The organism is Dysgonomonas sp. Marseille-Q5470 (assembly GCF_951230145.1).
Taxonomy (GTDB): Bacteria; Bacteroidota; Bacteroidia; order Bacteroidales; family Dysgonomonadaceae; genus Dysgonomonas.
Map to the genome: position 1 here is coordinate 327,193 of NZ_CATNVE010000001.1, position 15,139 is coordinate 342,331.

Consider the following 15,139-nt stretch of genomic DNA (forward strand, 5'->3'; position numbering starts at 1 on the left):
TATAGAATTCATTCTATGCAGACTCCTTTTTGAAATTTGAATAATTTAAATGCTCATGAAAAAAATTGTTTACGCAGCGCTTTTCTGTTCTATCCTATTCTCTTGTACCGAGAAGAAGGAGTATGTAGAGATATACACTACTACGGCAGATAAAGAAAAGACAATGCAAAAAGACTCGGTAGCGTTTTCTGCTAAATCAGACACAAAAGCTACTGACAATATAATAACACTATATCCTGAAGAGAAATATCAGGAAATGGACGGTTTTGGTGCAGCCATAACCGGGTCAAGTTGTTATAATCTTTTAAAGATGACAGCCGAGGACAGAACTACACTACTGAAAGAAACATTCGATCCGGTGAATGGGTACGGATACAGCTATATCCGTATATCACTGGGGGCTTCGGACTTTTCGTTAGACGAATACACATATTGTGACAAACCGGGAATAGAAAATTTCGCTATGCATGAATATGACAAACGCGATCTGTTTCCAATTCTGAAAGAAATAAAGGCAATTAATCCGGATGTGAAAATTATGGCCTCACCTTGGTCTTGCCCTAAATGGATGAAGGTAAACAACCTGCAAGAACTAAAACCTTTCGACTCTTGGACAAGCGGACAGTTAAATCCTAAATATTATCAGGATTATGCTGCCTACTTTGTAAAATATATTCAGGCAATGGAAGCAGAAGGCTTCAAGATAGATGCTGTAACAATACAAAATGAGCCGTTGAACAGAGGTAATTCCATGTCTCTATATATGACTTGGCAGGAACAACGAGATTTTGTAAAATCTGCATTAGGCCCTGCATTTGAAAAAGCAGGCATAAAAACTAAAATATTGGTGTATGATCATAATTACAACTACGATGAAGATAAAGCCGAAAACTTCGATCAGAAACAATATCCATTGAAAATATATGAAGACGCGGATGCTGCAAAATATATCGATGGTGCTGCTTTTCATGCCTATGGAGGTGATAAAGAGGAGTTGCTGAAGATTCACAACAGCCGTCCTGACAAGAATTTATATTTCACAGAAATGTCAATCGGGCTTTGGGGTGAAGGATATTCATTTGCAAAAGACTTGATGTGGAACATGCGTGAGGTTTGTATCGGTACGATCAACAACTATAACAAAGCTGTTATCATGTGGAACTATATGCTTGACGACAAGCATGGCCCCGACCGTCCGGGCGGATGTGATATTTGTTTGGGTTGCATCACGATAGACTCTAACGATTATAAAACAACAGACAAAAATAGTCATTACTATACAATGGCTCATCTGTCAAAAGTTATAAAACCGGGTAGCCATCGCATTAAGTCGGAAGGACAAACAGTAGAAGGGATCTATTATTCGGCATTTGAAAATCCCGACAAAACCTATTCTATCGTATTGCTAAATGACACCCCTGCACAGCACACTGTTACAGTACAACTTGGGAACAAATCATTCAGCTACAACGTACCGGCGAGTTCTGTAATTTCATGCATTTGGAAATGAATCGGTTCAAATATTAAAAGCTGAATAATAAAAAGATTATATTTGCGACCAATTTTTGCAAAAAGAAGAAAATACTAAATTATTAATTACATACTTATGCTGAAAAGAGGAAAAACGCTGTTAGGCATCCTAATCATGGGAGCTATAAGCTTAAATATGATAGGGCAAAACAAAACGCCTATCTATTTAGATGAAACAAAACCTATTGAACAACGAGTTGAAGATGCGCTTTCCAGAATGACTCTGGAAGAAAAAGTAGCCATGTGCCATGCACAATCTAAATTCAGTTCGGCAGGAGTTCCCCGTTTAGGCATTCCTGAGAATTGGGCAACAGATGGTCCTCACGGTATTCGCCCCGAAGTTTTGTGGGATGAGTGGGATCAGGCCGGATGGACTAACGATTCGTGTATCGCTTTTCCGGCTCTTACATGTCTGGCTGCAACATGGAGTAAAGATATGTCTGCGCTGTATGGAAAAAGCATCGGAGAAGAAGCTCGATATCGTAACAAGAATATACTACTTGGTCCGGGAGTAAATATCTACCGTACGCCACTCAATGGAAGAAACTTCGAGTATATGGGAGAAGATCCTTATCTGGCTTCGCATATGGTAGTGCCTTATATACAGGGAGTACAGGCCAATGGAGTAGCAGCATGTGTAAAACATTATGCTCTCAACAATCAGGAGATAGATCGTCATACAGTAAATGTAAATGTAGATGATCGTGCACTATACGAGATATACCTTCCGGCTTTCAAAGCGGCTGTGCAAGAAGGAAAAGCTTGGGCTATAATGGGTGCATACAACAGATATAAAGGACAATGGGCTTGCCACAACCAATATTTACTGAATGACATTTTACGAGGAGAATGGGGCTTTGATGGAGTGGTTGTATCCGACTGGGGTGGAGTAAACAGCACAAAGGAAGCTATTTATCATGGTCTGGATATGGAATTCGGTTCGTGGACTGATGGACTAAGCGAAGGGGCAAGCAATGCCTATGACAATTATTACCTGGCAAAACCATTCTTGAAACTATTACAATCGGGAGAAGTAAAGGTAGAAGAAGTAGACAAAAAAGTTCGCAATATTCTTCGTCTTGCATTCCGTACTACAATGAACACAAAACGTCCTTGGGGCTCTTTCGGAACACCTGAGCATGCAGCGGCAGGACGCAAAATAGCAGAAGAAGGAATTGTATTGTTGAAGAACAACAACGGGGTATTACCAATCGACCTGAATAAAACGAAAAAAATACTCGTAGTTGGAGAAAACGCAATTAAGCCAATGACAGTAGGAGGAGGCAGCTCTTCATTAAAAGCTAAATATGAAATTTCTCCGCTGGACGGAATAATCAATCGTGTGAGAACACAAGCGGAAGTTATATATGCTCGTGGCTATGTAGGTGACCCTACAAGCGAATACAACGGCGTAAAGCTAAAGAGAGACCTTCACGACTCACGCTCAGCAAGCGAACTGATAGCAGAAGCAACAAGCCTTGCCAAGAACGTTGATCTGGTTATATTTATCGGAGGATTAAACAAAAGTGACAGACAGGATAGTGAAGGCAATGACCGCGAATCATTGAGTCTCTCTTATGGTCAGGATAAGGTAATTTCAGAGCTGGCAAAGGCAAACAAAAACTTTGTTGTTGTGAATATTTCGGGTAATGCTGTAGCAATGCCTTGGATAAACGAAGTTCCGGCTATTGTTCAAACATGGTATAACGGTACTGAATCAGGTACGGCTTTGGCTTCAATTCTTACAGGTGATGCAAACCCTTCGGGAAAACTGCCTTTCACATTCCCTGTGAAGCTCGAAGACAACGGAGCTCATAAGCTAGGCGACTATCCGGGTGTGAACAAAGAAGCTACTTATAAAGAAAGTATCTTCGTGGGATACCGTTGGATCGATAAAGAAAAAATCAACCCTTTATTCTCTTTCGGACACGGACTTAGCTATACTACTTTCGAGTACGGAAAAGTATCTGCCGATAAGAAAGAAATGACAGCAGATGGAAAAATCACATTCTCTGTAAATGTAAAAAATACAGGAAGCAGAGACGGTGCAGAAATAGTTCAGTTGTATATAAGCGATCTGAAATCATCTCTTCCCCGCCCTGTAAAAGAGTTGAAAGGTTTTGAAAAAATAAACCTGAAAGCAGGTGAAGAAAAAACGGTGACTTTCACGATTGACAAGTCAGCCCTAAGCTTCTTTGATGCGGATAAACATGACTGGGTTGCCGAAAATGGTGACTTTGAAGCAATCATCGGTGCATCTTCAACAGATATAAAATCGAAGGTAGGATTTAAACTAAAATAAAATTCTTACATAACGACAGAAAAGCACAGGTCAAAAGATCTGTGCTTTTTTCTTTTTGTATAAAAGCATGTAAAAGCTTCCATCAAATAAAACACTAGTAATAAGCACAATAAATATAAGTATTTATAAATATTTACAGATTGTCCTCACATTTTACCATATAATCCTAATTGTCAAAGTATGTCGGGAATTTACATAAAAAGCTTAAGCACATGTATACAAACGCATCATATTACCTCTAAAAAAATGAAAGGGCAAAATCTTTTTCGATTTGCCCCTCATACTGAATTTGTTTTGTAAAGTGTGTTGTGTAATTGAGAATAATAATTCAATTAACTAAGGTTGGGACCTCTGTTATGGAATTTAATAATATCAAAGGTAAGTGATAAATTCAACACATTGGTTAATATTTATAATTCCTTACCACAAGATATATAAACGCATAATAAACAACAACTTACAAGCAAACATAAGATTATTCGACAGACCTTTAGAGGCTTATACAGTAGGTTTATTACTTCTAAAGTCAGACGGAGAAAGTCCCGTTATTTTCTTAAAGGATTGATAAAAAGATGTGCGGTTATTAAACCCGACATCAAAGGCTATAGCATCAATAGAAATGACATCAGACTTTTCATTTGATAAAATCTTTATAGCTTCTTTTACTCTGTATTCGTTGATATAGGTATTAAAATTCTTCCCTGTAGTTTGGTTAATTGCTTTCGATAAATAATTTCTATTTATACTCATTTGTTTAGCCATTAAATCTAAAGTCAAATCAGCATTTTTAAAAATCTTTTCTTTCGAAACTAGTTCATGCACTTCTTTCATCAAAGCAACATCTTCTTGTGTAGGTTGCTCCTCTTCTATCGCTTTTTCTTCTGATTTGTCATCTTCCTGTAATACATCCGCAGACTCATAAGAAGCATAAGGCAACATCTCGCTTGCCCACTCTTGGTTTTTATATACCAAAGCCCTATATGCCATCCTATTTCTGTGATACAATACGATAGAAAAGATAAGTCCAACCGAAATAATCAGTATAATTATGCTTCCATAGAATATTTTGTATTTAAAAGCATCCTCCTTGGCTTTCATATCCTCATTCATTACCCGAGCCTTGGTCTCATATAAGTCTTGTTCAGCCTTTAGAAGTATCAAGCTACTATACTTATCCTGAAAATATTTATTAATCATCAGCGTAGAATCAAAAAAAGCAAGTGCCAGCTCTTTATTCCCGACTTTGGAATAGTAACAACACATCAGAGGATACAATGATTGATAAAGATCTGTGTTTTCGGTTCTTCGTATAAATAACTGAGTAGAATCTATTAAGGTCTTCGTTTTTTTTAAATCATTCTTCAAAAGATAGCTTTTGGCTAATTCTAAACTAACATCAGAAGCCAGCTCATAATCATTATCCATGAGCATCCGGTTTAGTCCGGCACGAAGATATGGGATTGCATCATCCGGCTTACCTCTACTAATCAAACATTTTCCTATATTACTAAGCGATACTGCATCGATAACCGGCTTCATTTTTACATTATCTACACTAAAATATGCCGATCTGAAATAATACTCTGACGAATCTATATTCCCAATCAAATTATAATACGAGCCAATTGCATTTCGAGCCAACAAGTTGGAACGATCGAAATAATATTTTGGAGGCTTTAAAGCTTGCCGCAAATATGGGATAGCTTTATCATAGTTACGAAAAAAGTAATATGCCCTCCCTATTTGATAATAAGCATACCCTCTTCCGGGATATTCTTCACCGGTGATATTTTTTAGTTGTTCGTCTATAACGTAAGTTTGAGCAAAGGCTTTAGCATATAAAGAAGACTTCCAGTATATATTAAATATGGCTTCCATCGCCCTAATTTTCATTACCATATTGTTTTGTCTTTCTGCCTTTTTAACAACCTCTTCCATTTTGGCTATTTTGTAAGAGATATCATTATTTTCACCCACAGGTAGAACTAAAGCATACATATAGTCTGCTTCTATATCCAACTCTGATGAATTATACTTCTTTGCATCTTGCCTTACCCTTGATATTTCCTTAAGCTGTTTGTCTAAAGGAAGATAATTAAATATATCCTCGTAATAATCCGACAAGTCATCCACGCTTTTAATAAATCCATGATGAGCTAATTTATAGAAAACAGAATCAGAGCAGAAGTAGTGCACTCTGTTGTATTGTTTCACGTATATACTGTCTATGCTAAAAGCATTGACGGTAGATACTGCTAATAAGAAGAAAAGAATCAGAAATAGTCTTCTCATCCTTGTGTAGTTTATAAGTTTATAGGGCACCTCTTAATTTGTGTTATTGTCTTATTATTTTGTTATATACCAAAATCAATGCAAAATAAAATAAATTTTGCTATTAACATAAGAAAATCTCAAAAAAATAGAATCTAGAGATATTCTGAAAGTAAAATGTTTTAAAACAACGGGGCTTTGTATCAAAGTAATGAAATAAATATATAATTTTGAAATATAAATGGAAAACAAAATAAAACTATCTGTGCTTGGCTTTTCTTTCAACCAGTCTCAATCCGGAACGTATGGACTAGTATTGGCTGAAGAAGATGGGTTACGCCGCTTAATGATCGTTATAGGCACACCCGAAGCCCAATCTATTGCGTTCAAACTACAGGGTTCAATCCCACCTCGTCCATTAACACATGACCTCTTTCAGACTTTATTGGCACAGCTTGGTATTCTACTGCTCGAGGTGAATATTTACAAATATGAAGATGGTGTATTTTTCTCTAAAATGATACTGCGCCAGGGAACAGAAATAATAGAAATAGAATCACGAACATCAGACGCAATAGCCATTGCCTTAAGAACCAAATCACCGGTATATACCTCCGAAATTATTATGCAAGAACAGGCGGTTGTATTTGATGACAACACGTCGGAAGATAATGCGTCGGAAAACGAAAAAGATAATTTGGCACTGGATTACTCTTTATTAAACGAAGAAGAATTGGAGAGCCTTCTTAAAGATGCTATTGACGGAGAAGACTACGAACTGGCATCCTTGCTCCGAGACGAATTACTTAAGAAAAAAGATGACCCTAAGTAATTTTCGCAATTAGCTTATAATAAATATGCTACACTAATTATTTCCATAACCTAAACCTTTTTTAAGCTTTATAAGGATTCGCTTATGCAACGAAAAGCGTGTCCCGATCATCTTTTTAAAAGAAACAAATCCGGAGGTTTCTTTTTAGAGGTTGATATCACTCTTTGAGTAAAAAATTATTTGTTAATTATAAAGAAATAAATTATGAAACTTAGAAAAATTCTAGGATTAGCTTTGTGTGCTTCTATTTTTAGTTTTGGTGCTATGTCGTGTAGCGATGACGACAATAAAGACAACGGTAATGATGTATCTGTGATTTCCGGTACATGGAAACATACAAAAACGGATGCCGAAGTAGAGGTTACTAAGCCGGAGATAAAAGAAAAAGTAGTAGCTGCTATTAAAGAAATGAATGATGCTGCAAATAACGTATATGCATTCAAACTCGACAGCACATTCAAAGCCAAGATAGCTGTGAACAAGGAAATGGTAGAAATAGAAGGTAAATATACATTGAAAGATAATATCCTAACACTGAAGCATGAGCAAAGTTTACAAGCATTATCTTATAAAAACACTGATATTATTGCTTCGGAAGATGTAAAAGAAAAGGTTGCGGAAAAACTGGAAATAGACAAAGCCGATATCAAGAAAGCCATACGAGTTGATACATTCAGCAAGATAACAAAATAAAAAGCTGTTTGTCAATATTGTAAAAAGCCATTCTCTAAAAAAGAATGGCTTTTGCCTTTTATGTCAAAGTTTGTAATGAGTATAAATATGCGCTTAATTTTTCGTATTTTTGTATCCATTTTTTAGAACTATGGCAGCAGAAAAAAATATTTTCATAAAAGGAGCAAGGGTTAACAACCTAAAAAATATAGATGTCGAAATCCCTCGAAATAAATTTATTGTTATCACAGGTGTTTCGGGTTCAGGAAAATCTTCTTTGGCATTTGATACACTCTATGCGGAGGGACAACGCCGTTATGTAGAGAGCCTATCGTCATACGCCCGTCAGTTTCTTGGCAGGATGAACAAACCCGAAAGTGACTATATTAAAGGGATTCCACCTGCTATAGCCATCGAACAACGAGTGAGCGCACGCAATCCCCGCTCAACGGTAGGGACATCTACAGAAATATACGAATACCTGCGATTATTATTTGCCCGCATCGGAAAGACCGTATCTCCGGTATCAGGCGAAGTGGTGAAAAAGCATCAGGTAAGCGACATTGTAGAAAAGATGCTATCCTTCCCCGAAGATACCCGTTTAGCCATATTGACTAAGATAATCCTTCGGAATGACAGAACACTGACCGAACAGTTGGAGATATTACTCAAAGAAGGATTCTCCAGAGTTGAAATCTCAGGTCAATTTGAGCGAATAGAAGATTTAATAGCGTCAAAGAAAGAATTAAACCCGGATGATCTGCTTCTTCTGATCGACCGCCTTACATGTGATAAAGATTCTGCCAATATCAGTCGTTTTTCGGAATCCATAGAAACAGCTTTTTACGAAGGAGAAGGGGATTGTATCGTCCGCTTTTATACGGGTGATAAAATTCAGATGTTCAATTTTTCTAAACATTTCGAAGCTGATGGAATTCAATTTGAAGAACCCAGTGATCTGATGTTTAGCTTCAACAGCCCTGTAGGTGCTTGTCCTGTATGCGAAGGATTTGGAAAAGTAATGGGTATTGACGAAGATCTGGTTATCCCCAACAAAGGCTTGTCTGTTTATGAAGATGCTGTCGTATGCTGGAAAGGTGAAAAAATGAGCGAATGGAAAAAGGAGTTCATCCAATCTGCAGCCCGCTATGATTTTCCTATACACAGACCTTACTTTGAACTATCGGATAAAGAAAAAGACCTATTGTGGCACGGTGCTATAGGACTGCATGGGATTGACGCATTTTTTCAGATGGTTGAAGAAAACCAGTACAAGATTCAATATCGTGTTATGCTGGCTCGCTATCGTGGAAAAACTACATGTCCTTCGTGTAAAGGAGCACGGCTAAAACCTCAAGCTCTGTATGTAAAAGTGGCAGGAAAGACCATCGCTGATTTGGTTCTGATGCCTATTACAGAATTACAAGAGTTCTTCCAGAACTTAGAATTGGACGAAACAGACGCTGCAATCGCCAAGCGCCTGTTGACTGATATAAATGTACGAGTTCAGTACCTCGTTAATGTAGGACTGGGCTATCTTACCTTGAACCGTCTTTCGAATTCATTGTCAGGCGGAGAGAGCCAACGTATCAATTTAGCAACATCTCTCGGCAGCAGCCTTGTGGGCTCGTTATATATATTAGATGAGCCAAGTATCGGCTTGCATTCGAGAGATACAGACCTGTTGATTAACGTCCTGCAAGAACTAAAAGCTATCGGCAATACAGTGGTAGTAGTGGAGCATGATGAAGAAATAATACGTGCAGCAGACTATATAATAGACATAGGCCCTAAGGCAGGACGCCTGGGAGGAGAAGTCGTATATCAAGGAGATGTAGATGGACTTCGCAAGCATACTGACAGCTATACGGTACGCTACCTGAATGGAGAAGAGAAAATAGAAGTTCCGAAAATTCGCCGTAAATGGAACAATTACATTGAAGTGAAAGGGGCACGACAAAACAACCTTAAAAATATCAATGTAAAGTTTCCTTTGAATGTAATGACCTTAATAACAGGGGTGAGTGGCTCCGGAAAATCATCGCTGGTTACGGATGTGCTCTATACAGCATTGGAGCGTCATTATAAAGGAAAAGGAGACCAAATCGTACAATATAATGGACTGGAAGGTGATCTGAATTTGATAAAAGAAATCGAAATGGTCGATCAAAACCCGATTGGCCGGTCGTCTCGTTCAAACCCGGTTACATATATCAAGGCTTACGATGAAATACGAAAACTCTTTGCCGAGCAACCGCTTGCCAAACAGATGCATTTTACTCCGGCCTATTTCTCTTTCAATGTAGAGGGGGGAAGGTGTGAAGAGTGTGCCGGTGAAGGCAAGATTCTGGTAGAGATGCAATTCATGGCAGATGTGATGCTCGAATGCGAAGTATGTAAAGGACGAAGATTTAAACAGGATATACTCGATGTACAATACCGAGGCGTAAATATTTATGAGGTATTGGAAATGACAATCGATCAGGCAATCGAATTCTTTGAAGGAGGAAAAGGCAACACAGAAAAGAAAATAGTAAAACGCCTGAAACCGCTACAAGACGTGGGTCTGGGTTATGTCAAACTAGGTCAGTCTTCTTCATCTCTGTCAGGAGGAGAAAATCAGCGGGTAAAGCTTGCGTTCCATTTAGCCGATGAGAAGCCGGAACCGACTTTCTTTATTTTTGACGAGCCAACTACAGGTCTTCACTTCCATGATATAAAAACATTATTGAAAGCCTTCGATTCTATGATTAAAAGAGGGCATACAATAGTTATTATAGAACATAACATGGATGTAATCAAATATGCAGATCATATCATTGATATTGGTCCTGAAGGAGGAAAAGAGGGAGGGAACATTGTTTGCGAAGGTACACCCGAGCAAGTCGTTGAATGCAAAGAATCTTATACAGGCCGCTTCTTGAAAGAAAAATTGAACCAATAATAAAACAGATATCCCATAAAAAAGAAACAGTAAATAAGCTATTTACTGTTTCTTTTTTTGTTCATTTATAATAGGTTGCCGTTCTACTTTTACCTGTGTCGAATCGCTGGGTAATGGTGTTTGTGCTGCTCCATTTTCTGTCTGTTGCTGCTGTACCCTACGCCTTCTCGGCTTGAAAGATTGGAACAAGCGCTTCAACGTTGCAGCCTCTTTACTGTACTCTATCCCTACCCCTTGCGTAGTAGGTGCTTGACGATAAAACTGATTATTCATATGGCTATACGCCTTGAGAGTCCACAAAGAGCTTAATTGATACTCTAAATCAAAGTCGCCAATAAAAGAATTGTCAGCAGATGTTGCATGATCTGTACGCATTCCCAAGTTCGTATTAAAGGTCAATCTATCGTCCAAGAATTTACGAGAAAGATTCACACTCATGTCCATATTCGATAATGAGCCGTCATCAGATTCTACATTGGCCCCTATTTGCCACTTATCGCCCAGCATGTTACCCACCAATGCCGTCAATCCTGCCGAAAGGGTACTGGAAGCAAGTGACGACCACAAGCTATTTGTGAAGTTAACACCACTATTTCCCATACTTGAATAGAATGACCCTGTGGCAACTAAGGACGCAAACTGTCGCACCCTTTGCTCATCGGTACTAATCAAGCTGTTTATCCTCTGTCTTGTGTCGTCGTCAGCACCCGGAAGGCTAATATTATAAGACACATCCATCTTATCTATATTCCCCGTTATTTTAAGAATACAATCAACATCTACCTTGGTTGTGCTTCCATTAAGGGCAAAACTATTGTCCAATGTATTCAAGTTGGCTCTTACTCTCCGATAAGCGGTTATATTAAACTTCGTCTTCAAAGGATCTCCTGTAAAGTTGAGCTTACTACCATCCTGTATCTTAAAGTCAAGCTTTTTTATTCCTTGCAGATTTAGCCGAACAGAGCCGTCACTCAGTGTATAGTCTCCATACGCAAACATATTTTCACTCTGCATATCATATGTAAAATCTATTCGTCCTGCTCCTTTGGCATGCATTTGATCTCCTGTAAGCGGATCAATAACTATCCCCAGATTAATATCCGGCGTCACATCAAGCCGGACTCTCAACTTAATAGGCAGAGGAGCGTCTTTCACGATATTACCAATCGTGTTTTTCAATTTTTCTTCGGGAACATTTATGTAAACAATACTCTTGTAATCAGAAGCTTCTGATCGCTGAGGCAATAGAATATTCAGAGTTGAATTTTTATCATTCTTTATCTGCATATCCAAATTTATATTCTTTTCATCACCAGTTATTTTCACCTGCCCGGATGCAAAAACCCGCCCATAGAACAAACTGTCTGTACGATGTTCGGTATCTAGTACCATCAGCTTATCCATCCGCATATCAAGCTGATACTTCATATCTCCAAAATTCTTGTGAGTCAACGTAGCATTTACATTAGCCGTATTTCCTCGACTATCTTTTAAGGTAAGATTATCAAACCCTATCTTATCGGGACTAACACGTATAGTATCGGATATCGTATAAACCACATTCGTATAATCCACTCCTATCTGAGTATCGTTAAACCCGAGAAAACCGCGAACTTTAGGAGCTTTAGTCGATCCTTCTATCATCAGATTGGTGCTGATACTTCCATCTATCTTGTTTAGCATATCAGCAACAAATGGCTGCATCCATCTGAGTGGCATTTGCTGCATTCTGACCTGCAAATCGAGAGAATCCTGATTGGTATATACCGTACCGTCTACCTCGGCAAAAGTTTTATCTCCTTTTGCCAATATAGCATCTAACCTTACCCCTCCGTAGCTATCACTCCAATGGCTATCTACAGTCATTGTTCCCAAAGTATCTGCGAATATTACAATATCTCCGATTTCCAGATTACGTGTATAGAGTTCAGGTTGATCAAGCATTTTTGTCATCAGTACATTTCCATGTATACATCCTCGGATATTTTTTATGTCAAATGCTTCTAACAATTCCCCTATCTCAGCATGGTTGAAATCAATATTCAAGCTATCCCCTACTTCTTTGGAAATAACTCCGTTCAATCCGATGTATTTTTTCTTGTTGACACCTATTCCCAAATTGTGAACTTCGGTACGCTCTCCTTTATTCCAGACTTCTGCGGGAAGTAGATTTAGAGCCAGCTTATCTATCATTATATCAGACGGGCTGACCTTCAGATAAGAGAGTAATTCATTCTTCTCATCTCTGCTAAACTGTGCTAATACATCTACTTTTCCGCCAATATCTATATTCGTTTTATCACTCATTACATTGACCACAGAACGCATTACATTATTTGCACCCCTGACATTTAAGGCCAATGAATACATACCTTTTTGCATAAGGATGTCACTTCCGGCGGAAATATTAAAAGCAGAGTCGAGATTAATTACATCAATGGTCGTACTTTTTATATTATATTCTCCAAATTTGACATATGGAATATTTCCTTTAGCGGTGATTACATTATCTATTGTATTTATCCTCCCGCTTATGCTTGCAGGTTCAATAACATCAACAGGCAGTGATAATATCCGACCCAGTTCTTCGGTGTTATTCGCCGTTAGATTGAAAGTAAAATTATTCTGATCTTTTTTCACTCTTTTTACTTTTGGGAAAACTGCCGGAAGGTACTTATTCATCAATTCAGAAAACTCGTCCGAAAGAGATGTGAATTTATATTGCCCATCAATATTAGCGGTAAGAAGAGAAGATGTCAGTTTTATAAATTTATCATTCTCTGTCCTTTTACCCATTTCCAATGTAAACTTTCCGGGCTTGAAATTAAAATTAGCATCGTATAGATTAAGACTGTCAATTACAGCCTTTCCCTCCATCTGATCTATATCCAACCCTTTCATACTTCCTTCCAGCACAAGGGATAAACGTGGATTAACCCAGTTTTCATCTTTATAGAAGCGATCGATATGCAGGGTGTCTACTTTCAATCTCAGATTAATGTCGGGCACTCGTGCTTGGGTCATACTTGCCTTTGCATATACTTTCCCTACGGGAGAATTTAGATTTGCCGATGCTCCCATTTCTGCCGCATTATAATAAGCATCGAAAGGAATGTTTCGATAGGTATCTTTTCCATACTGTATAGATGCAATTTCACCTTGCAGCTGTGCTATCAGTGGTCCTTTTTCTGCTTGTCTTGCTCTCACGTCTATCTTAGCGGATAAACGCTTCAACCCCAAAGTATCTCCCAGCAATTTGCCTAGATTGAAGTTCTGGGTATTTAATGTTGCAGCAACATTGAAGCGTGAAAATATACTATCTGCTCCTCCGCTTGCTTTCGCCGTGATAGCTCCCTGACGACACCAAGCCTCAGCATCCAGCTTAAACTTGCTCAATTGTCCCTTTACATTTCCTTTCAGGTAAAGATCTCCAAGCTCCCTGAATATGTCAGGAGCTATAAAAGTAGAATCTCCAACTCTCGCAAAAGAAGTGACAGCCGAGGTAGAAGCCTTGAATTTATCGATCGAAAGGAAAATATCGGCACTTCCATATCTCTCATAATTTGAGATTGAAGCCTTTGCTTCTAATAATGCATCATTGCCATAAGCAATATTTATATTTTGAACATTTACGGCAGGCAATGTTCCCTTAATGCTCGTAGAGAGAATAATGTTATTCTTTAGAAACTTCAACTGAGGAAGAAAAGACAATAAGTCAATCGGAGATATCTCAGCACTCTCCGTTTGCACTTCAAATTCGGACGTGGATAAGTTATACCTCACTTTATCGGTTCTGAGATGCGAATTAGGTAGGTTTAAAGATAAATTGTCTACCCAAAGTTGCGATTTATCCGAATAGAGCTGTCCCTCCAGCGTTTTAATTTCAAGACCGGTTATTTCTTTCGCCGAAAGATTATTTAATGTAATATCCAATCTATCAGGGTCAATAGAATTCAGATCGAGATTAATATTCAGATTGTATAATGAGATATGAGAAGCATTGAATAGGTGGGGCGTTACCGAGTCCGAAAGAACATCATAATTCAGCCTGCCATTTTTTATATCAACATCCGTGATGACAATCTTCAGTGTACTTTTTGTTGTATCTGCCTTAACCGTATCTCCCGAAAAAGCATCTATAATAAACTGAAAATTGAAATCGCTAACACTATCTTTTTTATTAACGTTGATAAGAAAATCATCGAGGCTTATACTTGTAATGGCTAGTGTATTGCTCTTAATTAATTGCCACGGACTTAGTTTTACATCCAAATGTTTGGCATAGAGCAAGGTGTCTTTTGCCCGATCTTCTATATATATGCCATTTAGGGTTGCATGATTGAACAGGCTAAGGCGAACTTCATCGATGGAAACTTCTGTTTTCAGTGTATTTTTTAGAATATCTACCGCATAGTTAGCAACTTTCTGCTGAACAAAAGGAATAGAAAGAAGTACATAAAGAAGAATATTAAGACCTATCAGCGATAGAACTATATACATCAGAATTTTGAAAAACTTCTTTATCAAGCTTTTCTTCTTTGGTAATTCTTCGTGTATATGAGTATTCTGATCTATTTCCTCCATACTT

General features: G+C 38.1%; 7 protein-coding genes. 5 read left to right on the plus strand and 2 right to left on the minus strand.

Annotation, left to right across the window (positions count from 1 at the left end):
* The first annotated feature begins 55 nt into the window (after window positions 1-55).
* Window positions 56-1,510, plus strand: a complete 1,455-nt coding sequence (locus QOX35_RS01490) for an endo-1,6-beta-glucanase (protein ID WP_283685499.1) — start codon at window positions 56-58, stop codon at window positions 1,508-1,510.
* Between the two features lie 135 nt (window positions 1,511-1,645).
* Window positions 1,646-3,832: a glycoside hydrolase family 3 C-terminal domain-containing protein gene (locus QOX35_RS01495; protein ID WP_283685767.1), complete on the plus strand. Its 2,187-nt coding sequence runs from the start codon at window positions 1,646-1,648 to the stop codon at window positions 3,830-3,832.
* Between the two features lie 498 nt (window positions 3,833-4,330).
* On the opposite strand, the gene QOX35_RS01500 is transcribed toward QOX35_RS01495, so the two are convergent.
* Window positions 4,331-6,124: a helix-turn-helix domain-containing protein gene (locus tag QOX35_RS01500; protein ID WP_283685500.1), complete on the minus strand. Its 1,794-nt coding sequence runs from the start codon at window positions 6,122-6,124 to the stop codon at window positions 4,331-4,333.
* Window positions 6,125-6,344: 220 nt separating this feature from the next.
* On the opposite strand from QOX35_RS01500, the gene QOX35_RS01505 reads away from it, so the two are divergent.
* The 3 genes from QOX35_RS01505 to uvrA all read left to right on the plus strand — a co-directional run bounded on the left by QOX35_RS01505 (window position 6,345) and on the right by uvrA (window position 10,551).
* Entirely contained in the window at window positions 6,345-6,935 is a 591-nt protein-coding gene (locus tag QOX35_RS01505) for a bifunctional nuclease family protein (RefSeq protein WP_006841702.1), read from the plus strand.
* Between the two features lie 204 nt (window positions 6,936-7,139).
* Window positions 7,140-7,628 carry a DUF5004 domain-containing protein gene (locus QOX35_RS01510; protein WP_283685501.1) on the plus strand — a complete coding sequence of 163 codons (489 nt, stop codon included), beginning with the start codon at window positions 7,140-7,142 and terminating at the stop codon, window positions 7,626-7,628.
* Window positions 7,629-7,758: 130 nt separating this feature from the next.
* Window positions 7,759-10,551 carry an excinuclease ABC subunit UvrA gene (gene uvrA / locus QOX35_RS01515; RefSeq protein WP_283685502.1) on the plus strand — a complete coding sequence of 931 codons (2,793 nt, stop codon included), beginning with the start codon at window positions 7,759-7,761 and terminating at the stop codon, window positions 10,549-10,551.
* 42 nt (window positions 10,552-10,593) lie between these two features.
* Here the strand turns inward: uvrA and QOX35_RS01520 are convergent, their stop codons facing one another.
* A complete protein-coding gene (locus QOX35_RS01520; RefSeq protein WP_283685503.1) occupies window positions 10,594-15,135 on the minus strand; it encodes a translocation/assembly module TamB domain-containing protein in 4,542 nt (1,513 codons plus the stop codon).
* Window positions 15,136-15,139: the final 4 nt, after the last annotated feature.